Below are 25,877 nucleotides of genomic sequence, written 5' to 3'. Positions count from 1 at the left end.
CCGGGATGCGGCGCGGTCTGCGTTGCTGGGAGTACGTGGAAATGGATTCGGGTCAGGGCCTGGAGATCTGCACGGCACCGATCTCGCTGCTGCCCTGTGCGATTGTCGGCAGGCCCCTGCCCTGTCCGGTATCGATCGGCACGGACAGGAATTCGTGACCGCCGCCTTGGCGCGCGGCCTCGACCTGCACGCGGTAAGGGCCTGGCGGCAGGGCCCGACCGCGATCGTCGCGACCGTCCCACGCCACCGAATAGCGGCCCGGCATGCGGGTCGGGCGCGCGATGCCCTGGATGGCGGGCAGGTCGTCGCGGCCGTAGCGGCGCCACCACTGCGGCAGGTCCTGCAGATAGCGCGAGCGCTCGCCCAGCACCAGCAGCTGGCGCACCGGGCTGCCGTCCTCATGGCTGATCCACAGGGCCAGGTACGGTGCGTGGTAGCGCTCGCTGGGCAGGCTGGGCACCTGGTAATCGATGACCAGCTGTTCGGGCGCTGCGGCCTGGTCGCTGCCGGGTACCAGCAGTGCGGGCCAGCGCTGTGAAGCGAACGCGGTGCCGGTATCGCTGAGGATCAGCGCGGCGACCTCCGGCATCGCGTCGGCCAGTTCCAGGCCGGAGCGGATCGGCATCACCGACAGTGCGGTGGCCAACGCATCGGCGCTTGCGGCATCGGCGGCCACCACGGTGGCAGACGGTGCGAACTGCATGGGCCAGCCCGACCAGGGATCGAGGATGTGGCTGTAGTGGCGACGGCCCACCGTGTAGCCACGGGTAGCATGACCGCTGGAGGCGATCGCCTGCGAGCGCAGCGCCACGGTGGCCAGCGCGGGCGGGTTGTCGCGCGGCGCGCGCGCATCGGCCACACCCACCGGCCATGGCTGCCCTGCCCCGCTGGCCTGCCAGTAACGCGCATCGCCGCCGATATCCAGGCCGATGGCGGTGGCCGCAGGCGAGGCGGCGCGGGCCGCTGCCAGGGCGCGATCAATGATGTAGCCCTTGGCCAGGGCGTCCACGTCGAATACCACCGCCTGCGGACGTGTCGCCGGTTGATCGTCGTCCAGACTGATTTCCGCTGCAGCAGCGGCCGAGGCCAGCGCACGCAGCTCTTCGCGTGCTGGCAGCGCGCCACTGTCCTGCGCCTGCCGCCAACGCTGTGCCAATGCGCCCAGGCGGCAGCTGAAAAGCCCTTCGGTGCGCGCGCGCCATTCCTCGCAGAGGCGCAGCACGGCACGCAGGTCGCGCGACAGATCCTGCGGGCCGACGCTGGCATTGAAGCGGCTCAGCTCGCTGTCCCCGCGCCAACGGCTCAGCACGGCATCCAGCCGATCGATCTCGGCCAACGCCGCGCGCTCGCCGGCAGCGGCCTGGGCTGCCGGCGCATCGATGCGCAGGTCCAGCGATGTGCCCAGCACATCATCGCGGTGCAGTGCGGCTGCGCTCGTGGCGCCGGCATGCAGTCCGCTCAACGCCATGCCGGTCGCCAGCAGCAGGAGGGGAAATGGCTTCATCGAAGACTCGAGCAGGCACAGGGCCGCACGGGCGGCCCATTGCAGGCGGGCCGACCGGTATGCGGAATGGAAGGTGAGGCGATGGGCCACCCCATGTGGGCGGCCCCGACGTTCAACGACGTGGTTGCGGCGGCGGCAGCGTGGCGTCGGCCGCATCGACCACGCCATCCTTGTTGCGGTCGGCGGTCTCGAACAGACGCTTGCCCGATACCTGGTACTCGGCGAAGGTCATGTGGCCATCCTTGTCGGCGTCAAGCACACCAAAGCGCACGTGCACCTGGCGGTCGCCGCCCTGGTCCATCGCATCAATGCGGCGGTCCACGCGGGTCTCGAACTCGGCCAGATACTCCTCCAGGCTCAGCTGCCCATCACCATTGCGGTCGGTGCGGGCGAACTGCGCATCGCGCACCCGCTGGTACTCGGCGCGGTCCACCTTGCCGTCACCGTTCTCGTCGTACAGCTCCAGGAAGCCGGCAGCGGTATGGCTGGTCGGCATGCCCAGGCGGCTGCGCGGCTGGTTGTCGAAGCGCTGGGCGCCAGCGGCGGTCTTCGCTTCGCGCTGCGGCGCAGCTTTGGTTTCCGTCCCCTTGCTGGCCAGTGCCTTCTGTCCGCCCTGCCAGGTCTTCTCGCCGGCGGCGTCGAACTCGGCACGTGAGACCAGACCATTCCTGTCGGTGTCCAGCGCGGCAAAGCGCGCCTTGGTCTGTTCGACCTGGGCGGCACGCTCACGCTCGATCTCGGCTGCCACGCGGGCATCGAATTCGGCCACGTATTCGGCTTCTTCCACAGTGCCGTTGTTGTCGGTATCGGTGGCGTCGAAGCGGGTGCGGCGGAAGGTTTCGAACTCCTTCCACGTCACGCGGCCATCGCTGTTGTCGTCGTGCTCGGCAATGAAGGCCAGCACATTGTTACCGTGGCCACCCACCAGCGGGCGCGGGCCCGGCGCGGACTGTGCGGAAACAGCAGAAGAAAGCAGCAGCGCAGCAACGCACGCACTGGCAAGCACGGTGATTTTCATGTCGACCTCAAAGGCGGTGTTACGGGGAAATCAGGGATTCAGCACGCGGAATGAAAGCGTGACGCTGTTGCTGTACTCGGCCACCGGCGCGCCAGCCGGTGCAACCGTGCGGTAGCGGGTCAGCGCAATCCAGGTGCCGGCGGTAGAAAGTGGAAGCCGCACGTGCCCGGTGGCATCGCTTTTCAGGTTTGCCACCTGCGGCGTGCGATCCGAGCCCCACACCGCCTCGGTGATCTCCACGGCCTGGTCGGTCAGCGGCTTGCCGTCGTACTGCACGATGAAATCGAAGGCCTCACCCACGTACAGATCGTTGGGATGGGTGACCGGCACCAGCTCCAGGCCCTTGTTGCGTGGGGCCAGCGCGGTACGATCCGGGTTGCCCACGGTGACGTAGCTGACAGCCTGGGTGAGCGACTGGAAATCGGAAATGACCTTGGCACCGGCAGGAATCTTCACTGCCGGGTCGCGCGAGCTTTCGCGCTTGCCGTTCTGCTCCCAGGTACGGAACAGCGCGCCCAGCCGTGGGCCGGTGCTGATGCGGTAGGTGCCCGTACCCGCCGGCAGCGTGTACTCGGCCACGGTGCGGGTCTTCATCACCTGCGAGGGCAGCGGCGCTTCAGCGCCGTCCGGGCCGGTGACCGTGAACTGGCTTCCGTCGAAGGCCGCTTCCGGCACAAAGAAGGTTTCCGCGAATGACGCGTCCAGGGCGATGGTCTGGCCCGCCCGGGGAGCCACGTTGCTGGGCACCAGATAGGGGGTATGCGCGGATGCCGGCAGGGAAACAGCCAGTGCCAGGGCGGCAGTTGCCATCAGGAATGCAGTCTTCATGGGCGCCTTCGTGTCGGTGAGCGGGGCGCTGGCGAGACGAGGTCCGGGCTGGCGAGCGGAATGCTATGCCAAATGCGATTCGTTATCAATTGGTGAAATATGGCGGAATGTATCGCCTGGGGTGGGCGCCGTATCTGGTCGTTCTCCGGAACCAGCGCCCAGAACGGATCTTCAGCCCGACCCACCCACGTTATAGAATAGAACCAATTCCCATTCTCATCGCCCGGCGCGAACCGCTGTGGTGGCCCGCATTGAAGACTGCCATCGACACTTCGCGTGACCACGGACCGTTGGAAGCGATGTACCTGAGTCATGGGCGTTGGCTCACGGCATGGCTGCGACAACGAATGGCGGACCACCACGAAGCAGCCGATCTGGTTCAGGACACCTTCGTTCGACTCTGTCTGCGTGCGCGTGACCTGGAACTGGTAAGCGAGCCCAGAGCCTATCTGACCGTTGTCGCCAAGCGTCTGTTGATCAATCGATACCAGAGGCAGGCGCTTGAGCGGGCCTATCTCAGCTCGCTGCGCGAGAAGCCCGAATCGCATGCGCCATCTCCGGAGGAGCGGGCGGTGGTGCTTGAAACGCTGCTGGAACTGGACAGGATGCTGGATGGCCTTCCTCCGAAAGTCCGGCGCGCATTCCTGCTTTCGCAGCTGGATGGCATGAGCTATGCGCAGATTGCGGCGTCACTGAAGGTCAGTGTACGAACCGTCACTCGTTACATGTCCGATGCGTATGCACAGTGTCTACGGCTGGTGCTCTGCACCGATCAATGAACCAGAGCTCCCCGCCTGTCGACCCGGCGCTGATCGACGAGGCCGCCCAGTGGCTCGCGCGATCCAGGTCACCCCACTTCACCGAATCGGACGCCGAAGCGCTGCAACAGTGGCGCTCGACCAGTGCGACTCATGACTACATCTGGAATAGAGCCCTGGAGATCGACCAGAGCTTTGGTTCCGTGCCGGCGGACGTGGGCATGAGCGTTCTGGATCGGCGGCGTACAAGCTCGCGGCGGGGAATGCTCAAGATGCTTGGCGCTCTGACCCTGGCGCCTTCAGCGGGTTGGTGGCTGTATCGTTCGCCCACGGCTCAAGCCCTCCGCGCCGACCTCCGGACCGGCATCGGCGAGCGACATACGGTTCAACTGGACGGCACTACGCGCGTTGAACTCAACACCGCTTCGGCCATCGATGTTCAGGCGAACAGCCTGGCAATCAGCATCCGCCTCATCGATGGGGAAATCCTTCTGGACTCATCCGGAGCGGGCACTCGCACCCCGCCCCCCTGCGAAATCAACACCGCGCATGCAAGCGTGTCCAGCGTGGGCGCGCGCATCATGGTGCGCTGTGATGCCGGCTATACAGATCTTGCGGTGCTGGAAGGTATGGCAACGGCAGCGACTGCGTCGACGGCAGAGAGATTCACCGTACCGGCGGGCCAGAAGGTGCGGATCACCCCGGAAGGCACGGGGGAACTCACCCCCCTGCCCGACGGCGCGGACGGATGGGTCATGGGCGTTCTGTTCGCAGATCGGACGAGGCTCGACCCGTTCCTCGCCGAGCTGGCGCGCTATCGCCGCGGCATCATCCGATGCGACCCCGCCATCGCCGGCCTGCCTGTATCGGGCGCCTTCCAGCTGAAGGACCCGGATGAGATCCTGCGCCTGCTCGCACGAAGCCTGCCCATTCGGATACAGCAGCGGACGCCCTACTGGATCAACGTCACCGCCGCCTAGGTGCGCCTGGAATGTCCTGATTCTGCGCCTCGCCTGTCATGTAAGGAGAAGACGCCATCCACCTCAAGAAGGACACTCTCCCCCATGCCACGAAAGTCACTCCGGCGCGGCGCGCCCAGCCCTGGTGTCCGCCCACTCGTTCATGCCATGCAGATCGCCACATTCGCCCTGGCGAGCGCGGGCTGTGTGTCAGCGGCTTCTGCGCAGGCGATGACCGAGCCCTCCCCTCGCCAGGGAACAACAGAGGTTCGTATCGCGGCATCGCCGCTGGGTACGGCCCTGATGCGTTTTGCGGCGGCATCCGGCGTCAGCCTCAGCCTGGACCCTTCCCAGATCCAGGGTCTGCAGGCGGCGGGGCTCTCCGGACAGTTCACAGTAGAAGCGGGCTTCGCGGCCCTGTTGAAGAACACAGACTTTGAAGCCGTTCGCGCTGATCGAGGCAGCTACATTCTTCATCGGCGTAGCACCGATCAACCCTCCAGGCCCACTGCTCGCGTAGCAAAGGCCCGCCCAGACTCGCCGCGGGTCTCGGAGCTGTCGGCAGTCACCGTTACCGCACGAACCTAGAGTCCGGTGATGGCACCCACCCAGCCCGTGACGGTGCTCGATAGACAGGCGATCGAGACGCTTCGCCTCGGCTCGGATTCCATTGCAACCCTCATCAGCAAGGCAACGCCTGGCATGGCTGATTCAAGCCATACGGTGACCGACTACGGCCAGACGCTGAGGGGACGGAACATGCTCATCCTCATCGATGGCATCCCGTTGAACACCGGGCGCGATTCGTCGCGCAATCTTGCAAACATCAACCCTGCGGATATCGAGGAGATCGAGATCCTGCGCGGCAGTAGCGCCATCTACGGCAGCGGCGCGCCGGGCGGAGTGATCTCCATCCGTACCCGACGGCCGACGGGCGCGTTGCGGATGGAGTCGGCGTTTACCGCCAACAGTCCGCTCTCCCGACTTTCCGCAGCAGGCCTGGGCGGGGAGATGCAGCATTACTTCTCAGGAGGAAATGACCGTATCGACTATTCGTTCAGTCTTGGTGGACGATATACAGGGGCCTCCTTCGATGCGCGCGGGCACAGAATTGCGCCTGAGCCGAGCCAGGGCGACCTCTTTGATTCCACTACGATCAACGCAACCGGCAAGCTCGGCTTTCAGTTCGATGACGATCAACGGCTGCAGCTTTCGCTGAGCTATCTGGAGTCCAGGCAGGATAGCGACTATGCGTCGGACCCATCAGTCGCCCGTCTCCCTTCCGGGTCAACCCCCGCGCGCTCGATCAAGGGGCTCGAACTGGACAGGCAGAATCAAATCCAGAACAAGCTGGTCGGTTTCGACTACGAACATCGCGACATCCTTGGAAGCACGCTTGCAGCCCAGGTCTACTATCGGGACTTCTACACCCGGTTTGCGCCGTTCGACGCGCGCGCAGTGCCCGTGCGAGGCGCCAATATTGATCAGACAATGCAGCGCTCGGAGGTGATGGGAGGGCGACTGACCGTAAAGACGCCCTTTGGCGAGGGGGCAAGAACCCTGTTGATCTGGGGCAGCGACTTCAATCGCGAGCGTAGCGACATGCCCATCGATGTCTTTGATCCATTGGCATACGACGCAAGTGGTGGACTCATCTTCAGGAGAACCGGGCGACTCATCTACATGCCGCCCGTGACCACGCGGAACGTTGCGGCGTTTGGACAGTTCCAGCACAAGTTCAATGAGCATTTCTCTGCGGAAGCAGGCATCCGATTCGACAAGGCAAAGGCTCGATTCGACGACTTCATCCCCCTTTCGCAGTCGCGCGCAGCCAGTCCTCGGCCGGTCAAGGGTGGATCGGTCGACTACTCGTCGACGACCTACAACGCCGGCCTGATCTACACCCCGGTAAAGGGCCAGGAGATCTATGCCTCATTCCGGCAGGGCTTCGAGCTGCCGGACATTGGCGTCGTCATCCGTAACGCCACCCCGGCCTTCAGCATCTCGGCCTCCAGCCTGCAGGCCGTGAAGACGGACACCTTTGAAATCGGCTGGCGGGGCAGCTTTGATCGGGCCACAGCAAGCATCGCCGTATTTCAATCGCAATCAGACCTGGGAGCCGTACAGAGCTTCAACAATGGCTTGTCTCTGCTGCGTACAAAAGAAAAGATCAACGGCGTCGAAGCCAGCCTGGACTACTTTGATCCCAACTCGCCATGGACCGCAGGTGCTTCCATGGCCTGGCTCAAGGGCCGGGAGCGCCCGCAAACCGCCAGTGCCTACCAGGATATGACGGGGTACCGCATTCCACCGCTGAAGTTGACAGCCTACGTGGAGTATCGACCCACCGATGCCTGGACTCACCGCATCCAGGCTACGTCGTACTCGTCCAAGGACTACCGCCTGGACGGCAAAACCGGGTTCGGACGCTATGACACCCAGGGCTACACGACCGTGGACGTCATGACTCAATGGTCGATCAACTCAAACAGCCGGGTTTCCGGCGGAATAGAAAATCTTTTCAATCGCTACTACTACCCGCTGTATAGCCAGCTCCTCAGGAACAACAACAACACCAGCCACCTTCCGGCACCCGGTGCATCGTTGCGGGTCACGTACTCCCATTCCTGGTAGCCGGCACCTCCGTCGGCGGCAGTCGAGCAAGCTCGACCCTACACGGGGGGTGGGGCGAGGATTGCCGGCGTGTGGCGGGCACGATCCCGGCCCTGCTGCGTCCAAGGACGGGCTATTAATGTGATGCGTCACGCCGGGCCAAGCGCCTCGCGAGGCTCGGGACTCAACCTGCAGCCCCGAGCCCCTTGCCCGCCCCAATCATCCGCAGCGAAGCCAGATACCGGCAGTACTTGCCCACGAAGATGCCGGTGAATCCGCCCGACAACAGCAGGTAGGCGGCACTGAAGCCGGCATGGGCGGTCAGTGCCGGCGACACCGCAAAGGCTGTCTCGAAGCCGTACTTCACCAGGAAGGTGATCAGCAGCAGCGGCAGCAGGCTGAAGTCCGCACTGCGCCAGAGCTTGCCGGTGCTGCTGTCCACCGTCAGCTTCAACCGATGCAGCAGCAGCCAGCCAAGCGCGGCGCCCGCACCGATGCCGGCCAGCCACTCACCCCAGGCGCTCACTGACGCGCCAAAGCGATGACTGATCGACCATGCCCCCCAGACGGTGAACAGCGCAGGCACGATCGCCAGCTTCTGCAGCGAAGTCTCCCCCGGCTTCATGGCAGCAATGCCACGGGTGATCAGGAAGGCCAGGAGCAACCAGACCCAGATCGGCGTCTGCGAAGCGAGTTGCTGGAGCATGTTCATGAGCGGTCCCCTTGTTGAGTGGCGGCGAGGTGTCCTCGCCTTGGCGCTCACTATTCGCTTCCACCCGGATCGCAGCCAGTGACAGCTGTCAGGCGTCGCGTATTACGGGGCGGCGGGCCGGCCCGGGCGTCCGCTCATCGCCCGCCCGCCCGGGCCAGGCGCACCGCGGCCTCGAGCACGGTATCGCGCCCGCCACGATAGTCGGCCACGGTCGGATGCACCTCCACCTGCGGCATGATCCCCACGCCAACGAATTCCTTTCCATCAGGATAGGTGTCGCGCTTGGTGCAGATGAGCGCAACCACGCCGCCCGGCAGATTGAACATCATCGGGGAACCGGTGCTGCCGCCGGTCGGCTCTCCCACGATGCGCCCCCTGTGCATTGCATCGAAGGCGACGACAAAATCCTCTGCAGCCGAATAAGTGCGGGCACTGGTCAGTACCAGTACTGGTTTGGCGTAGTGACGCTTCCCATCGTGCGGCCATTCGCCCGCCCCCGCGTTGAAGTCGGGATTGCTGATGCTCCAGGCACGCAGCGCCGGCTTGTAGTCAGGCGTTCGCCACGCGGACGTCTGGAACGGCCGGTCGGTGAGCAGGGACAGGATGCGATACCCCACATTGCTGTTGCCGCCGCCGTTGTCGCGAAGGTCAAAGATGATCGCATCGGCGCGGGAAATCTGGCTGAAGGCGGCCTCGAACTGGTCGGCGGCCGTGTTGTCGGTGAACGAGCGCAACGTTACCTGGGCGACATTCCCGGGCAGCAGCTTCCACTCGAACGGCGCTGGCTCCTTCCTCGCCGCCGTGTACTCCTTGGACGGCATACGCCCGACCTTCACGACGTGCTCTTTGCCACGGGGGTCACTGAAGCCAATGCTCAAGGATTTGTCGAGCGCCCCCTGCAGCAACGAACGCTCATACATCTGGGAGCGCAGATCCTGCGGGGTCGATGCGGACGTATATGGCCGAAGCTCACGCTCGGCATAGACGGACACCGGTTCGCCGTCAATCGTGAGCAGTTCCCAGCCACGCTTGATGCCTGCGGCGCGAAGCGCCGGATCAAAGACATCCCGGACGAGAACCCGCCCTTCCACATAGGAGGTGCTCAGCCCGGGGCGTGCCTGGAAGCGATCCCTGACGGAGGCCGACCTCAGTACCAGCGTACTGTGTCCATCCTGCAATCGTGAGATGAATGCCTGCAGCTCCCGGTAGTAGGCATAGGTGTCAGGTGCGGCGCGCACCTTCGGCAAGGTCTCCAGGTACAGCGCATCCCAGTCCAGGTCCGGCACCCGATCGAAATTGGCGAAACTGAACTTTGCTTCGGACCACAGCCGGGATAGCCCGGCAACGCGCTGGTCTTCGCTGAGGGACTCGCTGTAGGCCACGGCGAAACCCGGGCTGTTCCAGATCTTGTCGCTGCGTGCCTTTCTGGTCGCAATGTCCGTCAGCAGTGCTTCCAGGCGAGGATCCCCTTGCAGGGAGGCCAGGCTGGCATCGTGGCGGATGCGGTCTGCCTGCATGAGCCCGGCCTTGACCGCCCGCTCCAGGAAATCCAGCGCCTGGTCCCGGTTGCCGGCCATCGCAGCGGCGCTGGCGCCACTGTAGAGCAGCTCCTGCTCGAAAATGCCGCCATTGTCGGCGAGCGAGCCTGCGACTTCCCCGTAAATGCCTGCACTCGCACCATAGTCGCCCGCCTGATAGGCCAGTTGAGCACGTGCGACCTGCTGCTTTGCGGGCTCACGGACTGCCGCCTGCCCTGTGGCCGTGAACAGAAGAAGCGACAACAGCAGAGCTTTCTCTTTCATGCATGGGTTCTCAGGTAATGGGTGCTTGCAGGCATGCCGACATTGGCTGCCATTCCAAAGCGCCGACTCCTGGCCGGGCTCCCGGCAGATGAGATGCAGCGTGCGTGCTGAAGGTTTAAACGGAAGCTCCGATCAGGGAGCGTAATGTTTGGAAGTGGCCACCCGCTCCCGGTACTGCTCCACCCATCCCAGCGATGGCGCAATACCGCCGAACGGGAAAAGGTGAGGGCTGACCTGGCCATGGGCCTCCGTCAGCCCCTGCACCAGGCGATCCACGAACACCTCCGGCCCCGCCGTTCCGAGCAACCGGCCGATGGAGATGCCGTACCTGGCCAGCATGGATGCACTGGCACCCACGCCACACATCGCGGCGTAGCGCACCAGCCGTGCAATGCTTGCCGGCCCCGGCACGCCAACCAGCACCGGCACGCTGATGCCACGGGTGCGCAGTGCATCCAGCCACGCCAGAACGAGATCGGCATCGAATGCGAACTGGGTGACGATCCACGGCGCCATGCCGTGTGCTTCGATGCCCTCGCATTTGCGCTGAAGCACCTGCCAGCGCTCGTCACTGTTCATCACCGGGTGGCCCTCCGGATGCCCGCCGATGCCGACGACCTTGATGCCGCAGCGCTCAAGAAGGCCGCTTTCGATGATGGAGGCACTGTCAGCAAACGGCCCGGCAGGCGCAGCCAGGTCGCCGGCGATCAACAGGCAGCGCTCAACCCCTGCTTCGCTGGCGGCACGCTCCATGAAGCGTTCAAGTGTTGCGCGCGATGCGATGCGGCGCGCGGAGAGATGTGGCATCGGCTCGAAGCCAAGTTCGCGCACCGCACGCGTGGCGGCCAGTCGCGCGTCGTCGTCCTCGTTTGCCAGGTAGGGAATGGAGATGGTCGTGCCGCGCGGTATGCGGGCGGCTTCGGCATGCAGCGCGGGCATGGCCTTCGCGCTGACTTCCAGTGAAAAGGCATTGATGAAGGTTGCCGCCCGCGCTGAAGTACGTGCGGACATCAACGCGCCCCGCGCGTGTTGCCAGCAAGCGGCGAGCTGTTCCGGGCCAGTTCGATGAAGGCCTGCAGGTAGTCGATGCCGGTATCGGCCTCGCGCGCGCCCAGATAGATCTGTTTGGGGATGCCCTTCGCGCCCAGGCGCACCGGCACCACGTCCATGCGGGCTGCATACTCCTCCACCAGCCAGCGCGGCATGGCCGCCACACCGCGGCCGCTGGCCACCATCTGCATCATGATGTCGGTGGTTTCAATGGCCTTGTGCCGCCGCGGCGTGATGCCGGCCGGCAGCAGGAACTGGTTGTAGATATCCAGGCGCTCGAACGGCACCGGGTAGCTGATCAGCACTTCCTGGCTGAGCTGGCGCGGCTTTACGTGGTCCACCTTGGCCAGGGCATGGTCCTTGGCCACCACCAGCACCTGCTCGTAATCGAACACCGGGATGAACTTCAGGCCTGGCTTCAACAACGGGTCGGGCGTGACCAGCAGGTCGATCTCGTAGCCGAACAACGCGCCGATGCCGCCGAACTGGAACTTCTGCTTCACGTCCACATCCACATCCGGCCACGCGGCAAGATATGGCGAGACGATCTTCAGCAGCCACTGGTAGCAGGGGTGGCATTCCATGCCGATGCGCAGCGCGCCGCGCTCGCCCTGGGCGAACTGGCCCAGCCGCTCCTCGGCCAGGTCCAGCTGCGGCAGCACCCGGTTGGCCACGGCCAGCAGGTACTGCCCGGCCTGGGTCAGCCGCAGGCTGCGGCCCTCCCGCAGCCAGACATCGGTGCCGAGCTGCTGTTCCAGCTTCTTCATGCTGTGGCTCAGGGCCGACTGGGTCAGGTTGAGCACGCCGGCAGCGGCGGTGAGCGACCCCTGCTGCTCGACCTGCTGCACAATGCTCAGGTGGATGCGTTCCAGCATGACGATGAATCCCGCTCATGGATTGGTGAAGTAATACCATTTTACGTCATGGAAGGGCATGACTAGCATCGGGTCATGCTTTCGACCACCCGCCCCCTCCGTATCGTCGCCGTTTCCGGTGGACTTCAGCGCCCGTCACGCGCCGCCACCCTGTGCGAGCACCTGCTTGAGCTGATCGGCGAACACGCACCCAGTGACCCGCACCTGATCGAGCTGGGCCAGCTGGCGCCACAGCTGGCCGGTGCGCTGTGGCGTTCGCAGCTGCCCGATGCCGCGGAACGCGAACTGGCCGCCGTTGAACGGGCCGACGTACTGGTGGTGGCCACCCCGGTCTATCGCGGTTCGTACACCGGCCTGTTCAAGCACTTCTTCGACTTCATCGACCAGGATGCGCTGGTCGACACGCCCATCCTGCTGGCCGCGACCGGCGGCAGCGAGCGCCACGCCCTGGTGATCGACCACCAGCTGCGGCCGCTCTTCAGTTTCTTCCAGGCCCGCACCCTGCCCCTGGGCGTCTACGCCACCGACCGCGATTTCGTCGACGGCCGCGTGCACAACGAGGCGCTGATCCAACGGGCGCGGCTGGCGGTGCAGCGGGCAATGCCGTTGCTGGCGCTCTCCCATCGCACCGCGCCGATCACCGCCATCGAGGCGACCGAAGCCCTTTAAATGCCGAATGCCGCTGACCCGCATTTGGATGCAACCCCCGCAAACCGGAACACCGCCCATGACGACCGACGCCTTCACCTTCAGCATTACGCGCATCCCCTTCAACGAGGACTACCAGCCTGCCGAGGGCACGCGCATCACCACCAACTTCGCCAACCTGGCTCGCGGTGCGTCCCGGCAGGAGAACCTGCGCAACACGATCAGCATGATCAACAACCGCTTCAACGATCTGGCGCACTGGGACAACCCGAGCGCGGACCGTTATGCGGTTGAGCTGGACATCATTTCGGTGGAGATGCACATCGACGGCGGCGACGGCAGTGATCCGTTCCCGCTGATCGAGGTGTTGCGGCCGACCATTGTCGACACGCACACCGGCGCGCGCAGCGAAGGGATCGTCGGCAACAACTTCTCCTCATACGTGCGCGACTACGATTTCAGCGTTGTGCTGCCGGCCAGCAACGAGGGCAAGGCCACCTTCGGCATTCCGGAGGGCTTCGGCGACCTGCACGGCAAGCTGTTCAAGCACTTCCTGGACTCGGACGCCTACCACGCCAATTTCAGCAAGGGACCGGTGATCTGCATCAGTGTCTCCAGCAGCAAGACCTACCATCGCACCGAGAACCACCACCCGATCCTGGGTGTGGAGTATCGCCAGGGCGAGTTCTCCCCCACCGACCAGTACTTCGACAAGATGGGCCTGCAGGTGCGCTACTTCATGCCGCCGGGCAGCGTCGCGCCGCTGGCGTTCTACTTCCAGGGCGATCTGCTGGGCGACTACTCGAACCTGGAACTGATCGGCACCATCAGCACGATGGAGGCCTTCCAGAAGATCTACCGCCCGGAGATTTACAACGCCAATTCGGTGGCCGGCAAGGTCTACCAGCCCAGCCTGAAGCACCAGGATTATTCCTCCACCCGCATCGTCTACGACCGCGAAGAGCGCAGCCAGCTGGCGGTCAAGCAGGGCAAGTTCACTGAAGAGCACTTCATCCGGCCATACCGCGCCGTGCTTGAACAGTGGGCTTCCCGCTGATCCCTCCCCTCCCCCAATCCCCAGGACACAAGACCCGATACCGATGAAGAAACTGCTCCCTACCTCCACCGCCGGCAGCCTGCCCAAACCCGCCTGGCTCGCAGAGCCCGAAAAGCTCTGGTCGCCCTGGAAGCTGCAGGACGAAGGCCTGATTGAAGGCAAGCAGGATGCCCTGCGCCTGTCCCTGCAGGAACAGCAGCACGCCGGCATCGACATCGTCAGCGACGGCGAGCAGACCCGGCAGCACTTCGTCACCACCTTCATCGAACACCTCAATGGCGTCGATTTCGAGAAGCGCGAAACCGTCCGCATCCGCAACCGCTACGATGCCAGCGTACCCACCGTGGTTGGCGCGGTCAGCCGCCCCAAGCCGGTGTTCGTCGAGGACGCGAAGTTCCTGCGCCGGCAGACCGCGCAACCGATCAAGTGGGCCCTGCCCGGCCCGATGACGATGATCGACACGCTGTACGACGCGCACTACAAGAGCCGCGAAAAGCTCGCCTGGGAATTTGCGAAGATCCTCAACGAGGAAGCACGGGAGCTGGAGGCCGCCGGCGTGGACATCATCCAGTTCGATGAGCCGGCCTTCAATGTGTTCTTCGATGAAGTGAATGACTGGGGCGTGGCCACCCTGGAGCGGGCGATCGAAGGGCTGAAGTGCGAGACCGCGGTGCACATCTGCTACGGCTACGGCATCAAGGCCAACACCGACTGGAAGCAGACGCTGGGTTCGGAATGGCGCCAGTATGAAGAGTCGTTCCCGAAACTGCGGACCTCCAGCATCGACATCATCTCGTTGGAGTGCCAGAACTCGCACGTGCCGATCGACCTGATCGAACTGGTGCGCGGTAAGAAGGTGATGGTGGGTGCCATCGACGTGGCATCCAATACGGTCGAAACACCGGAAGACGTGGCCAATACCCTGCGCAAGGCACTGCAGTTCGTGGATGCCGACAAGCTGTACCCGAGCACCAACTGCGGCATGGCGCCGCTGGCGCGTGATGTGGCCCGGGGCAAGCTGCGCGCGCTCAGCGAAGGGGCAAGGATCGTGCGCGAGGAGCTTTCAGCGTAAGGCGGGGAGAGGTGGAGAGGGCCTGCATCGCGCGGCCCTCACTCCGCGTCGCGCGGGGATGCGTCCACGCTACGGAGGTTCACGCCCGGGGTGCGCCTCTCGCGCGCCAGCCGCTGGCAGAAGTACGCGATCACCACCACCCCCATCGCCGAAGGCAGCATCTGCGACCAGGGCTGCCCCACGCGGACGACATTACCAGTCAGGGCCGAGAGCATGGCGAACACCGAGGCGATCATCTTGTAGATGTGCTCGTATCGCCAGAGCGACGCATGCCAGCGCCTCGGGAACGTCCATTTGATCGCGTCGTATGCCAGCACCATCCACAGCGTCACGACAGCGGCGTAATCCACTGTCGCCAGCCGGCCCGGACCCGCCAGTATTTCCATTGACAGCGGCAGTGCGATTGCCATCGCCACCACCAGCGCGACGCCGTCGATCATCGCCGGTCCTGCACCCTGTGTACGCGCCACGCGCCAGCCGCCCAGCAGCTGGTACGGCACCAGCAGGCTCAGGACGGCAAATACGGGAATGAAGCGGAAGAAGATCGTGCCGATGATGGCGGTTGCGCACACCACCAGGCTGAGCCAGACGAATGTCATGCCCAGCCGCTTGTGCGTGGCGGTTCCCTTTTCCTTGAACAGGATGAGGAATCCCGCTGCCAGTGCGGCGGCGCCTGCCATCACGTGAATCGCGATATTTGCCAGATGCACTGCGTACCCCCCCGGAAGGTGCCGGATCTGAAGGAGGGCCATCCCGCCCCTTCCCCACTCACTTTCGTGCTGCTTCCAGGCCAGCCGCAACGGGCGTGCGACGAAGCGCGACTGGGGGCGACGAAACGCCCCCCCGCCGGCACAAAGAGCACCGGCTGCAACGCATGTGGTCATGGCATCCCCCTGATGCACGGGCATCGTGGGGATCGATGCTCAGCGCCGGATCATGGGCATGGGCACTGTCTTGCGCACCGCCAGCGCCTGCTTGATCCGTGCCACCTCCCCTGCCCCGGCGTCGGCAAGGCGGCGGGCCTGCTGCCGTTGCTCCCGCGACAGCGTGGGGGCCGGGCTGCAGGCTTCGGGCGCCGTATCCACCAGGCGTGCCACCGCATCGCGCAGCGGCAGCTGCGGGCAGAGCCGTGCGGCGCACCAGCGTTCGGCGTAGCGCCGGGCCTGCCGTGCATTCGCTGCGGCCACCACCTTGGTCTGGGACATCTTGCGTGCGTCCAGGTACACCCGGAAACCGAGCATGGCGTGCGGCACGATGTTCGCCACGGAGCGGCCATTCCACCACAGGTCCCAACGCTCGCCACTCTGCACCCAGCCCGAGGGCCGGGTGACAGTCATGAAATCAGGAAGGTCGAAGGGCGAATGCATGGCCGGAAGAATACGATCGGGCGTCGCACAGGCTGAGAATGCGAAAGCGCTGCGGCCGCCGACCATGAATCGTTCAAGAAGGCATCAGATGCCGGCCTCTGCGAGACGCTACCCTGTCCATCATGTCCTCTGCGCTCAATGTTCTCCGTAGCGACCTGGCGGCTAAGGTCGCGTCGCTGCCCCGGCTGCCGGGCGTGTATACCTTCCATGATGCGGCGGGCGCCGCGCTGTACATCGGCAAGAGCGTGGACATCCGGCGGCGGGTGCTGGATCACCTGCGGGCGCCGGACGAGCAGCGCCTTGTCGGCCGGACCACGCATTTCTCCTGCATCCGCACCGCAGGCGACATCGGTGCGCAGCTACTGGAAGCACGGCTGATCAAGCAGACCAAGCCGCTGTTCAATCAGCGGCTGCGGCGGAACAAGCGCCTGTGCACGATTGTGCTGGCGGGCGATGAGGTCCGCATTGAGGATGTCCACACAGCCGACCCATTGCAGGCTTATGGCCTCTTCCCCAGCCGCCATGCGGCCGTCGCCGCGCTTGAGCGCGTGGCGGATGAGCAGCAGCTCTGCCTCGGCCGGCTGGGCATCGAATCCGTCCGCGCGGGCGCGCCCTGCTTCCGCCATCTGCTCAAGCGTTGTTCGGGTGTCTGCACTGGCATTGAGTCCGCACCTGCGCATGACGAGCGCCTGCGCACCGGCCTGGCCGGTTACCACCAGCGGGCGTGGCCCTACGCCGGCGCGATCGGCATCGAGGAACGCTCGGGGAATCTGAAGCAGATCCATGTGGTGCGCAACTGGACGTACCTGGGGTCGGCGACGACGATCGCGGGCGCCCGGCGGCTCGACACGCCGGCCATCGGATTTGATCGCGACGGCTACAGCGTGCTTGCAAGACCGCTGATCGGCGAATCGGTGAAGGTGATTTTCCTGTAGCGGCTGGGTCGGCCGTGACCGTCATGCTGGTGCCGTTCGCGAATCAGAGTCATCAACGAATCGACCAGCGCAGAGGCCACAAAGGCATCATGAGGCCGGGTCTCTTCCGGCGCCCGAAATGCGCGAGGAGCCAATTCTGCCTCGTCGGCCCGCAAATCAATGGCGGCAAGGAGTAACCAAGCCCCTCCCGTCCCGTTACCCAGGTCAATCAGGTCAATCAGCCGAGCGCTTGCTCTGGCCACGTCCCCGCCTCAAGCCACAAAGCGACGCGCTGTGGATCAGAGACACTTCGTCCGAGGTCAGACCCATAAGCATTGGGCGTCATTCATAGCACCGCCCACAGCGTCTCAAGACACTCGTTACACCCCGCTCTCGAGCAGGTGAGAATTCAGCGACTCCAACAACTCCATCAGTAGATGCCAGCCATGATACGAATGTAGTCGTCGAGCGAATCCACTTTCTTGTCGATCGCAACGCCACGCCGCTTTGCCAGTGATTGAAGCTCGAATATCAGAATCCCATATCCCGAGTCCCAGCCAAGAGCTTCGCTAAGCAACAGTTCCTTCGAGAACCGATCTGAGGGCCGGAGCTTCCCGGGGGGGGGAGTCGAAGCTCATCTGCAACGTGCTTGAGCAGCTCGACTACGGTCTCCCGATCGAGGCCACTTTCTACATAGTATTGGTCATAGAAGTCAGGAGCCGATAACTCCTCTCGATCTCTTAGGATATCTGTCATTTTTATTCTCCTTTATTCACCACCTGCACTACAGCCACAATAAACCATGGAGCCGATGTCCCAGAATCCCCCCCATGCAGTCGTCACCACAGCCACGCGACCCAATAGTCTTCCTGCCGAACTCCACGAGGCTTGAACAGGGCCGAATCGACGACCATTGGCCGCCAGCTGCATCGCTTGCCCAGCCCGGGAGCCCGCAGCATGCTGCCACGTCGTTGCATGGGGAGCCGCACTGATTCCAGAGCCTGTACTCCCAACTGCAGTATTGGCAGCGGCGTTTGTCACCTGCGCCCCAGATATGACTTCATCGGTTGTTGACATATCTTCCGCACCACTGGCACCAAGCTTGCCCCAGCCCCTTCGCCTCTCCGAAACGCAATCTGCAAAGGTCGCCCGAAGCCCATACGGATCGCTCAGGGAAAGTGACGCGGACTGAACATAGGAGTAGGTGCTCATCCCGCCCTCCAACCCAATCGGATCACTCTGCGAGTACCGCCCCACAGCCGGGTCATACTCGCGCTGATAGTTATAGAACAACCCACTCGTATCCGTCGCCTGCTGCCCCGGGAAGCGCAGCGCCAGCTCGAACGCCACGCCATCACCATCCGGGTCGGCACTCGGGATCTGGCTGCCGAACACCTCGCTCTTGTTGCTTCACTCCCAGATCGCGACGTCGCGCACCGGGTCGATCACCACGCGCGGCGTACCCAGATGATCCGCCTGCACGTAGGCCAGTTCAGGCACTCCTGCGCTTGGCAGGCTGATCAGCGCCACCGGGTAGCTGTCCAGCCAGATCGCATGCTGCTGCGCCTGGCCCGTGGCTGAGTAGTTGCCCAGCCACTGCCCCGCCTCGTCATACAGGGTGATCTGCGCTGCGCCACCAGCCGGGGAGCGCAGCACGCGCTCACCGCGATGGTTGTAACCGTAGCTTTCCAGCACGGCATTGCCCTGCTTCACCGCATTCATGCGGTTGGCATCGCTGTAGGTGAAAACCTTGCTGCCGATGCTGATGGTATTGCCCGCCGCGTCATGGCTGCAGGCCTCGCCGTCCGCTGCAGTCAGCCGATGACTGGTCGCCGGACAGGTATAGCTGGCGGTACCTGCCGAGGTGGTCAGCGCGGTGCGATTGCCGCTGGCGTCATACGCATAGGTTTCAATCGGCGTGCCGGTCGTACCGTCCTGGGTCTGGGTCAGGCGGCCCAGCGTGTCGTAGGCGTACTTGGCCAGCACCGCTGAGCCTGCGCCATTCTTCAACCAGGCGATCGAACCCACACAACCAAGGCAACAGCTCAGCGGCAGAGCAACGGAAAACGAGCTCGATCACCGCATGATCCAGATCACAACCACTGGAATCAGTACGGCAAGATACATAACGAATGAGAGCCAGAACAAAACAAGAAGCAACCTGCGCGCCCCTGAGGCCTCTTTGTACACTCGCCTCCCTCCGCGGAACGGATACTTACTCAGGAAGTGATCTCGCTCCAGAATCGCCGGTCCGCCAAGTGACTCCCACAGCTTAGGCGAATTTCTTTTCAACTCCCAAACCAACAGGAACCGCGAAAATATCGCCACCACCAACGTTGCGACGGCAAGCATGCAAAGCGTTTCGAAAGTTGATTCTAACGACATCCGCAATCACTCCAAGTTACTTTGTTTCCAAAAATTCTGCTTCGACCCATAAGGAAGCTCGCCGAGGCGTCCCATCCGCCTTGCCCACCAATACCGACCGACGAGACTTCGCCAATTTTCAATGTTGATAGAGACAGCCCACCCCCAACCGCGACCCCTAACGAAAGGATGGAGGAAGCCCCAAGCAGTTCGCCTGGATCAACATACATTAGATTTCCTCCGGAGAGAGTGACATTAGATACCGTTGCGGAAACAGGAGATCCAGCCCCGACGCCGACTCCAGCAAAGTTAATTTCAACGAACGCTTGGCGGCCATTGAGACATTCGGACGTAAGGCTCAGCTTTGCACCACCCACACCACCTACGAGCCCTACACCAGTACCCGCAAAGGTCATGGTTCCGGTCCATGTAGCCAATCCGAGTGGGTCGGACCTGTCTTGAGGAGCGAGATCTGCATAACTGAAGGTTGACACCCCCCCCATCAACCCAATCGGATCGCTCTGCGAATACCGCCCCACAGCCGGGTCGTACTCGCGCTGATAGTTGTAGAACAGCCCACTCGCATCTGTCGCCTGCTGCCCCGGAAAGCGCAGCGCCAGCTCGAACGCCACACCATCCCCATCCGGGTCGGCACTCGGAATCTGGTTGCCGAACACCTCGCTTTTGTTGCTCCACTCCCAGATCGCGACATCGCGCACCGGATCGATCACCACGCGCGGTGTGCCCAGATGATCCGGCTGCACGTAAGCCAGCTCCGGCACGCCGGCGCCCGGCATGTTGATCAGCGCCACCGGATAGTTGTCCAACCAGATGGCCTGCTGCTGCGCCTGGCCCGTGGCCGAGTAGTTGCCCAGCCACTGCCCTGCTTCGTCATACAGGGTGATCTGTGCATCACCACCGGCCGGCGTGCGCAGCACGCGCTCCCCACGATGGTTGTAGCCGTAGCTTTCCAGGAAGGCGTTACCCTGCTTCACCGCGTTCATGCGGTTGGCATCGTTGTAGGTGAAGGCCTTGCTGCCAATGCTGGTGGTATTGCCGACTGCGTCATGATCGCGCGCTTCGCCATCCACTGCGGTCAGGCGATGGCTGGTTGCTGGATAGGTGTAGCTCTCCGTTCCTGCCGAGGTGGTCAGTGCGGTGCGATTACCGGTGGCGTCATACGCGTAAGTTTCAATCGGCGTGCCGGTCGACCCGTCCTGAGTCTGGGTCAGGCGACCCAGCGTGTCGTAGGCGTACTTGGCCAGCACGGTTGAGCCCGCGCCGTCCTTCAACTCGGTGATCGAGCCGACCGGGTCATAGCCGTAGCCCAGCGACAGGCCACCTGCGGCTGCGTCATGCACAGCCTGCGGGCGGTAGTCCAGGTCCAACGGACGCTGCAGCTGGCGGCCATTGCCGTAGGTCCAGCCCGTTGCCGGGCCGAAGGCCGCATAGGTCACGTTGTTCACCACGATCTGGCGCGCCTGGCTGGGCCGGGTCAGGCCGACCTGGCTGATCCGCCCTTGGGTGTCACGGACATAGTCGGCCACGCTGCCATCGGGGTAAGTCAATTCGGCCAGCCGTCCCGACTTGCTGTAGGCATAGCGCAGGGTGCTGGCGACACCATTGACGGTCTGCACCTTGCGGGTGACCTGGCCGAAGCGGTCGTGGCAGTACTGGGTGCTGCCATTGGCATGCAGCACCTGACCCAGACGGCCCTTCGCGAAGCGCTCGTCGGCGGCACAAGCAGTAGGCGCCACGTCATAGCTATAGCCCACATCCAGATTGGGGTCCGGATAGGCGATGCCGATCAGGCGGCTGAGCGAATCGTAGTGATAGGTGGCGGTGACGCCGCGCGCATCGGTGGCGGTCCTGCGGTTGCCTGCCGCATCCACGGTGAAGCTGCTGGCGCCGCTGTCCGGGCTGACCTGTCCAGTCAGATCACCGAACCCGTTGTAGGCATAGGTGGTCTGCAGCCCCTTCGGGTCGGTGACCTGGATGACCTGATCCAGCGCGTTGTACTGGCTGCGGATTTCGGCCGCCACACCATCCACGTCCTGCAATATCCTGGCCAGGCGATTGAGCGGGTCATACTCGAGTTGGGTCCTACGCCCGAGAGCGTCGGTAAGCTGGGTGGCATTGCCATTGGCATCGTAGCCAATGTCGGTGGGGTCACCGCTGGAGGTGGCCTGTGTGGTCAACTGGCCGAGCTGGTTGTAGATCCGCGACAGCGTGTGTGTGAGTACCCCGGCATCATCCAGGGTGTCTTCCTTCACCCGATTGCCCGCATTGTCCAGGGTGTAGTGACGCGTGTTGCCGGCATTGTCGGTGATGAGGGTCAGTCGCCGCGCCGCGTCATACGTGAACACGACAAACGCGCCGTCAGGCTGGGTCACCTGCTTGACCAGACCATTGGGCCAATAGTCAAAGCGCGTGCTTTGATCATCAGCCTGGCTTGAATCATCCGCCCCCCGAACGGTACGTGCAGCGAGCCAGCCGCGTGGGTGGTAGCGGTAATCGGTGATCACACCATTGGCATCCCGCACCGACAGCACCCGACCCGCACCATCGTAGGCCAGGTACTCGGTGACGTGCCCCAGTGCATTGCTGACCTTCCACAGATCCCCCTTCCGATGCGGGCAGGTTGTGGATGCGCTGGCACAGGCAGCGTCGTCGGCGGCGTAGTACTGGTAGGTGGTCGTGTCCGCGACGTCGGTGCGGGGCCCGTTGATCGAGGCCACCAGGCCTACATACGGGCAGCTGCCCGCGCTGACGCCGGCCGGCTCGCAGTAGGCCGTCGTCGTGGTCCGTGCCGCGTTGGATGCCGGATCGAGCGATGTTGCACTGACCACTTGCCCGCGGGCGTTGTAGGCCCAGCTCCAGCCTGAGACCAGTGCGCCTGTTGCATCGTAGATGCGGCGCTCAGCGGGTACCCGGAACTGCGGGTGCCAGTCGGTCTGTACGGTCCGCCGGTATCCTTGGGTATCGTTGGCTGCACTGATCTGCTGGGTCAGCAGGCCCCGGGCACCATAGTCCTCGTCGGTGGTGACCCCGTTGAAATCCGTCACGACATCGGGATATCCGTTGGCGTCGTAGCTGCGCTGGCTGATCTGCGAGGCCCCGCACTGGCTGCACAACTGGTCCACCGAGGTCTGCTTGGCCCGGCCCAGTGCAAAGGTATAGGCGTACGTAGTGGTGTTGCCCAGCGCATCGGTGACCTTTGACTGCTGCGAGCCGTAAGACACCGACACACGATCAGCCGAGCTGTTCAGGCCGCCATGCCAGCTTGCGATGGCGCGACCCTGGGCGTCGTACTCCCAATTTGCATAGGTCTGGCCGGTTTCGTCCACGATTCCGGTCAGCAACAGCGGATCGTGGCTGTCGGTGTAGGCATAGCTGACCGTGGAAAACGTCGCGCTTGCCGCTTCCGTGGTGTCGTACCGCACCCGGCTCAGATTCTGTTGGGCGTAGACATACTTGACGGTGCGGCCATCCGGACGCGTCACCGTGCTCAGACGTCCAGAAGAGTAGCTCATGCTCAAGCGACGCCCGCGCAGGTCGGTGACGTCCCGCAATGCGCCGGCCGTGGTGTAGCGCAGGCTCAGCACGTCGCCGTCAACGAAGCTCATGCGTACGAGCTTGCCGTCCAGATTGAACTGGTAGCGGGTATCGTCGCCATCGATGACCTGCCAACCGGTCTGCGCGCCATTCTGCCGCACGACACTCAAGCGCTCACGCACGTCCGCATCGGGTTGCCATGTATCCTGGCCCTGGTCGACAAAGCGATAGCTGTCGCCGCTGGGCAGGTTGAGCCGGCGCACCGCCGTGCTCCCCTCATCTGCAGTAACCAGCGCGATCTGGAAGCTGTGGCGCCAGCGCGGCCCCAGCTCGTTGCCGGGATTGCTGTCGATGGACAAACTGTTGTAATGGCGCTGCAACGACAGGTGGCCCGACCCGTCCGCCACATCCGTCTCGCTCTGAACCTTGATGCCCAGTAGTGCATTGATCGGATTGCCCACCTGCGTAGAGCCGGTGGTCACGTCGCACTGGTTGTTCTTGCCGGTATCCCACAACGGCAGCGCCGAACCGCCGCAGTACTCATCAACGAGTTGAGGATTTTCGCAGTGGTAGGTCCCGAGCCCCACCAGCGCATTGGATGCATCATCCCGGCACGTCTGCGCACCCGGAATCGCGCCCGCCTCCTGATACACCTGCACACATTCGGGGGGAACTTCGGCCCATGCCGGCACCGAGGCCAGGCACGCGAACACACCCATCCATGCTACTCGACCCATCCTGTGGTCTCCTGGCAATCCTTTGAAGCGGCAGAATCCGCATCAACGCGGCATCCCTCCGGCGTCGGCCACCGCTGCGTCAGTAGCAGGTGAACGCGACCGAGTCTAAGTGCCAGTGGGCGGGCGCGCGTTAGGGCGGAGTGAAGACTTCTCCGCCTGACAATCATTCGACACGGCGATCGTGCCATCGGGTGCGCGGTCGAACCAGGCCGACTACTACGGATGGTGGAGGATCAACTATTAACGTGACGCGTCACGGCCGTTCGCACGCCCCGTCGCCCTCGCACATCACGCGCTCGATCCAGCTGATATAACGGGACACGCGAACGTTGTAGACCATCTGCCCATAGAAACCGGCCTCAAGCGCATGCTCGGGAACGGCGGTGATCCAGGAGCCGAGACCCACCAGCTGCCAGGTACCGCGATCGTCGATCACAAGTGGACCGCCGCTGTCGCCGTTGCCGAGCACGCCTTCCAGCGGCAGCCCCTGCGGCGGTGGATCGAACCGGTACCAGAGATAGCGTTCGTTGCCGCCGGTGATCGCGTTGTACGCCCGCCGCAGAGTCGTACGATGTGACCCGCCGGGCACCAGTCCAACCGCACCGTTGCCGGTAGCCCCCTTCCCTATCAGCACTGCGACCTGCGTGACCTCGGCGGCGTCACGGTAGAGCGCCACTGAACTGACATCGCTCACGGGCGTGGCAAGCTTGATCAACGCGATGTCATCCGACGCTGCCAGAAACGCATGGATTTTCGACGCACTCCCCGTTGCCATGGCCTCCTTGCCCAGGGCCTCGGGCATCCTGCGGTAGCCGGGGTGCAGGAAGACACGCTCCACGCCGTAGGCCTTCCCATTGATGGCGATCACGGCGCCCATTCCTTCCATCGGCGCCGCGTGCGCGGCAGTCACCACCCAGCGCGGGGCAATGAGCACACCGTGCCCTTCTCCTGGCATATCGGCCAGTGCCGGGAAGACCGATGCATCGATCTGGTACCTGGCATCGTCGACGTCATCGCGGATGACCACGGCGCCGACTGCGAACGGAAGGGCCGTAAATGTCAGGAAAAGCCAGCGGTTCATGGATGCCTTCACCCTTGCCTTCAGTCGGGCCAGCCTAGCCGAACACATCCGGTACGGGGATATCGGCCGACCAAGCCAAGGAGCTGGCCGATGAAGCGGCAGAAACGGGACATGAAGCCCGAGGCGGTGCACGAGTCGTCCCTGCGCATCAACGCAGGGACGGCCCACGAGCGGTTAGGATCGGGCCGGGCCAACGTCGCTGATGCCATTGTTGTCGCAGAGCTCAACAACCTTGCCTGGCTCCTTCACCTCGTTGCATGACACCCATGTCGGGCGCAGCCCCAGCACATGCTCGACGCGATCATGGAACAACTTCAGATCGGCGATGCCCTGGCGGCCGTCCAGCGGAAGATCATGGCGGAAGCTTCTGTGAATGGCCGGGATAGCGGAGTTGGCCCAATACGAGGCTTGATCGTCGGCACGCGTCTGCAGCGCAAATCGGGCCCGCGTACCGCCAGCCTCTTCGGAAAGAGCAACGGTATACCAGCTGACCGCCGTCATGCTGACGTTGTAGAACGTCGTCATGGTGCCCTGGTAGCCCATGCGTCGTTCGACATACCCGTAGGTGCGCTTTGCTGCGATACCGGGTCCGTCAGCATCGAATTCCATCTTTCCAGGCGCCAGAAGATTCAAGACCTCGGTTGAAGCGGCCCTGACCTGGTCGATCGATTTTCCAGGATAAAAGCGGGATGCCGCCACCGTCTGCCCGGGCGTTTCCTTCTTCGGAAGCATCCCACATCCACTGATGGACAGCGCCAGCACCACAACAACAGTAACTCTCACAGAACTACATCCTTATATCTGGATCGGAAGTGCACAATCGAGTGGGCCACATGCCCGCTCCTGCGCATTAGCGGCCGTCGCGTGCAATTCTTGATGACCTCCGGTGAGGTGCCGTCAGCCGTACTGCGCCAGGATCCGCGGGCGGCGGCACCCATGAATTCGCGCAACCGTCCTTTGCCT

At 63.7% G+C, this 25,877-nt stretch carries 20 protein-coding genes and 1 pseudogene; 8 read left to right on the top strand and 13 right to left on the bottom strand.

Going from position 1 to position 25,877, the window contains the following annotated elements; translation table 11 throughout:
• Nucleotides 1-52 precede the first annotated feature (52 nt).
• The 3 genes from ABH900_RS01700 to ABH900_RS01690 form a co-directional block, all read right to left on the bottom strand.
• Nucleotides 53-1,504 (bottom strand): DUF2271 domain-containing protein, encoded by a 1,452-nt coding sequence (locus ABH900_RS01700; RefSeq protein ID WP_429620691.1) that lies wholly within the window; start codon nt 1,502-1,504, stop codon nt 53-55.
• Between the two features lie 112 nt (nt 1,505-1,616).
• Complete coding sequence (locus ABH900_RS01695) at nt 1,617-2,522, bottom strand: EF-hand domain-containing protein (RefSeq protein WP_429620689.1); 906 nt, start codon at nt 2,520-2,522, stop codon at nt 1,617-1,619.
• A gap of 30 nt (nt 2,523-2,552) precedes the next feature.
• Complete coding sequence (locus ABH900_RS01690; RefSeq protein ID WP_429620687.1) at nt 2,553-3,350, bottom strand: DUF4198 domain-containing protein; 798 nt, start codon at nt 3,348-3,350, stop codon at nt 2,553-2,555.
• Nucleotides 3,351-3,415: 65 nt separating this feature from the next.
• On the opposite strand from ABH900_RS01690, the gene ABH900_RS01685 reads away from it, so the two are divergent.
• From ABH900_RS01685 to ABH900_RS01670, 4 genes are all read left to right on the top strand, one after another.
• Nucleotides 3,416-4,129 carry a sigma-70 family RNA polymerase sigma factor gene (locus ABH900_RS01685; protein WP_429620685.1) on the top strand — a complete coding sequence of 238 codons (714 nt, stop codon included), beginning with the start codon at nt 3,416-3,418 and terminating at the stop codon, nt 4,127-4,129.
• Nucleotides 4,126-5,088, top strand: a complete 963-nt coding sequence (locus ABH900_RS01680) for a FecR domain-containing protein (protein ID WP_429620683.1) — start codon at nt 4,126-4,128, stop codon at nt 5,086-5,088. Before ABH900_RS01685 ends, ABH900_RS01680 begins: the two co-directional genes overlap by 4 nt.
• 84 nt (nt 5,089-5,172) lie before the next feature.
• Nucleotides 5,173-5,655, top strand: coding sequence for an STN domain-containing protein (locus ABH900_RS01675; RefSeq protein ID WP_429620681.1), 483 nt, complete (start codon nt 5,173-5,175; stop codon nt 5,653-5,655).
• A 9-nt stretch (nt 5,656-5,664) separates the two neighbouring features.
• Nucleotides 5,665-7,701 (top strand): TonB-dependent receptor, encoded by a 2,037-nt coding sequence (locus tag ABH900_RS01670; protein ID WP_429620679.1) that lies wholly within the window; start codon nt 5,665-5,667, stop codon nt 7,699-7,701.
• A 163-nt stretch (nt 7,702-7,864) separates the two neighbouring features.
• Here ABH900_RS01670 and ABH900_RS01665 read toward each other — a convergent pair whose 3' ends face one another.
• From ABH900_RS01665 to ABH900_RS01650, 4 genes are all read right to left on the bottom strand, one after another.
• Nucleotides 7,865-8,392, bottom strand: coding sequence for a DUF6622 family protein (locus ABH900_RS01665; protein ID WP_429620677.1), 528 nt, complete (start codon nt 8,390-8,392; stop codon nt 7,865-7,867).
• A gap of 134 nt (nt 8,393-8,526) precedes the next feature.
• Nucleotides 8,527-10,194, bottom strand: a complete 1,668-nt coding sequence (locus ABH900_RS01660; protein ID WP_429620675.1) for a S41 family peptidase — start codon at nt 10,192-10,194, stop codon at nt 8,527-8,529.
• Nucleotides 10,195-10,326: 132 nt separating this feature from the next.
• A complete protein-coding gene (locus ABH900_RS01655) occupies nt 10,327-11,205 on the bottom strand; it encodes a methylenetetrahydrofolate reductase (protein WP_429620673.1) in 879 nt (292 codons plus the stop codon).
• The gene (locus tag ABH900_RS01650; protein WP_429620671.1) at nt 11,205-12,119 is read right to left on the bottom strand and encodes a LysR family transcriptional regulator; all 915 of its coding nucleotides are present in this window, start codon (nt 12,117-12,119) and stop codon (nt 11,205-11,207) included. The genes ABH900_RS01655 and ABH900_RS01650 overlap by 1 nt, the downstream gene beginning before the upstream one ends.
• Before the next feature lie 75 nt (nt 12,120-12,194).
• On the opposite strand from ABH900_RS01650, the gene msuE reads away from it, so the two are divergent.
• From msuE to ABH900_RS01635, 3 genes are read left to right on the top strand one after another with little or no spacing between them, the layout of a single operon-like run.
• On the top strand, nt 12,195-12,788 hold the full coding sequence (gene msuE, locus ABH900_RS01645; protein WP_429620669.1) for an FMN reductase: 594 nt from the start codon (nt 12,195-12,197) through the stop codon (nt 12,786-12,788).
• Between the two features lie 58 nt (nt 12,789-12,846).
• Nucleotides 12,847-13,824, top strand: coding sequence for a DUF1852 domain-containing protein (locus ABH900_RS01640; protein ID WP_429620667.1), 978 nt, complete (start codon nt 12,847-12,849; stop codon nt 13,822-13,824).
• A 43-nt stretch (nt 13,825-13,867) separates the two neighbouring features.
• A complete protein-coding gene (locus ABH900_RS01635) occupies nt 13,868-14,896 on the top strand; it encodes a methionine synthase (RefSeq protein WP_429620665.1) in 1,029 nt (342 codons plus the stop codon).
• 38 nt (nt 14,897-14,934) lie between these two features.
• Here the strand turns inward: ABH900_RS01635 and ABH900_RS01630 are convergent, their stop codons facing one another.
• Nucleotides 14,935-15,648, bottom strand: coding sequence for a hypothetical protein (locus ABH900_RS01630; protein ID WP_429620663.1), 714 nt, complete (start codon nt 15,646-15,648; stop codon nt 14,935-14,937).
• Nucleotides 15,649-15,819: 171 nt separating this feature from the next.
• A complete protein-coding gene (locus ABH900_RS01625) occupies nt 15,820-16,263 on the bottom strand; it encodes a hypothetical protein (protein WP_429621402.1) in 444 nt (147 codons plus the stop codon).
• 122 nt (nt 16,264-16,385) lie between these two features.
• Between ABH900_RS01625 and ABH900_RS01620 the strand changes: the two genes are divergently transcribed.
• On the top strand, nt 16,386-17,198 hold the full coding sequence (locus tag ABH900_RS01620; protein WP_429620661.1) for an endonuclease: 813 nt from the start codon (nt 16,386-16,388) through the stop codon (nt 17,196-17,198).
• Nucleotides 17,199-18,320: 1,122 nt separating this feature from the next.
• On the opposite strand, the pseudogene ABH900_RS01615 reads toward ABH900_RS01620, so the two are convergent.
• From ABH900_RS01615 to ABH900_RS01600, 4 genes and pseudogenes are all read right to left on the bottom strand, one after another.
• A pseudogene (locus ABH900_RS01615) lies at nt 18,321-19,205 on the bottom strand (RHS repeat-associated core domain-containing protein); the annotation flags it as partial.
• A gap of 347 nt (nt 19,206-19,552) precedes the next feature.
• Nucleotides 19,553-23,815, bottom strand: coding sequence for an RHS repeat-associated core domain-containing protein (locus ABH900_RS01610; protein ID WP_429620659.1), 4,263 nt, complete (start codon nt 23,813-23,815; stop codon nt 19,553-19,555).
• 271 nt (nt 23,816-24,086) lie between these two features.
• Nucleotides 24,087-24,914, bottom strand: coding sequence for a S1 family peptidase (locus ABH900_RS01605; RefSeq protein ID WP_429620657.1), 828 nt, complete (start codon nt 24,912-24,914; stop codon nt 24,087-24,089).
• 174 nt (nt 24,915-25,088) lie between these two features.
• Nucleotides 25,089-25,646: a hypothetical protein gene (locus ABH900_RS01600; RefSeq protein WP_429620655.1), complete on the bottom strand. Its 558-nt coding sequence runs from the start codon at nt 25,644-25,646 to the stop codon at nt 25,089-25,091.
• Between the last annotated feature and the right edge of the window lie 231 nt (nt 25,647-25,877).

Origin of the sequence: Stenotrophomonas sp. AN71, from assembly GCF_050435725.1 — a bacterium.
Classification (GTDB): domain Bacteria; phylum Pseudomonadota; class Gammaproteobacteria; order Xanthomonadales; family Xanthomonadaceae; genus Stenotrophomonas.
Note: the sequence above shows the minus strand (reverse complement) of the source record. Positions and strands in the feature narration are given on the sequence as shown.

What these genes read in the sequence shown, in the direction of transcription:
- ABH900_RS01700 (WP_429620691.1), bottom strand. Translation starts at nt 1,504, where the DNA reads ATGAAGCCATTTCCCCTCCTGCTGCTGGCGACCGGCATGGCGTTGAGC.
- ABH900_RS01695 (WP_429620689.1), bottom strand. Translation starts at nt 2,522, where the DNA reads ATGAAAATCACCGTGCTTGCCAGTGCGTGCGTTGCTGCGCTGCTGCTT.
- ABH900_RS01690 (WP_429620687.1), bottom strand. Translation starts at nt 3,350, where the DNA reads ATGAAGACTGCATTCCTGATGGCAACTGCCGCCCTGGCACTGGCTGTT.
- ABH900_RS01685 (WP_429620685.1), top strand. Translation starts at nt 3,416, where the DNA reads ATGCCAAATGCGATTCGTTATCAATTGGTGAAATATGGCGGAATGTAT.
- ABH900_RS01680 (WP_429620683.1), top strand. Translation starts at nt 4,126, where the DNA reads ATGAACCAGAGCTCCCCGCCTGTCGACCCGGCGCTGATCGACGAGGCC.
- ABH900_RS01675 (WP_429620681.1), top strand. Translation starts at nt 5,173, where the DNA reads ATGCCACGAAAGTCACTCCGGCGCGGCGCGCCCAGCCCTGGTGTCCGC.
- ABH900_RS01670 (WP_429620679.1), top strand. Translation starts at nt 5,665, where the DNA reads ATGGCACCCACCCAGCCCGTGACGGTGCTCGATAGACAGGCGATCGAG.
- ABH900_RS01665 (WP_429620677.1), bottom strand. Translation starts at nt 8,392, where the DNA reads ATGAACATGCTCCAGCAACTCGCTTCGCAGACGCCGATCTGGGTCTGG.
- ABH900_RS01660 (WP_429620675.1), bottom strand. Translation starts at nt 10,194, where the DNA reads ATGAAAGAGAAAGCTCTGCTGTTGTCGCTTCTTCTGTTCACGGCCACA.
- ABH900_RS01655 (WP_429620673.1), bottom strand. Translation starts at nt 11,205, where the DNA reads ATGTCCGCACGTACTTCAGCGCGGGCGGCAACCTTCATCAATGCCTTT.
- ABH900_RS01650 (WP_429620671.1), bottom strand. Translation starts at nt 12,119, where the DNA reads ATGCTGGAACGCATCCACCTGAGCATTGTGCAGCAGGTCGAGCAGCAG.
- msuE (WP_429620669.1), top strand. Translation starts at nt 12,195, where the DNA reads ATGCTTTCGACCACCCGCCCCCTCCGTATCGTCGCCGTTTCCGGTGGA.
- ABH900_RS01640 (WP_429620667.1), top strand. Translation starts at nt 12,847, where the DNA reads ATGACGACCGACGCCTTCACCTTCAGCATTACGCGCATCCCCTTCAAC.
- ABH900_RS01635 (WP_429620665.1), top strand. Translation starts at nt 13,868, where the DNA reads ATGAAGAAACTGCTCCCTACCTCCACCGCCGGCAGCCTGCCCAAACCC.
- ABH900_RS01630 (WP_429620663.1), bottom strand. Translation starts at nt 15,648, where the DNA reads ATGGCCCTCCTTCAGATCCGGCACCTTCCGGGGGGGTACGCAGTGCAT.
- ABH900_RS01625 (WP_429621402.1), bottom strand. Translation starts at nt 16,263, where the DNA reads ATGCATTCGCCCTTCGACCTTCCTGATTTCATGACTGTCACCCGGCCC.
- ABH900_RS01620 (WP_429620661.1), top strand. Translation starts at nt 16,386, where the DNA reads ATGTCCTCTGCGCTCAATGTTCTCCGTAGCGACCTGGCGGCTAAGGTC.
- ABH900_RS01610 (WP_429620659.1), bottom strand. Translation starts at nt 23,815, where the DNA reads ATGGGTGTGTTCGCGTGCCTGGCCTCGGTGCCGGCATGGGCCGAAGTT.
- ABH900_RS01605 (WP_429620657.1), bottom strand. Translation starts at nt 24,914, where the DNA reads ATGAACCGCTGGCTTTTCCTGACATTTACGGCCCTTCCGTTCGCAGTC.
- ABH900_RS01600 (WP_429620655.1), bottom strand. Translation starts at nt 25,646, where the DNA reads ATGCTTCCGAAGAAGGAAACGCCCGGGCAGACGGTGGCGGCATCCCGC.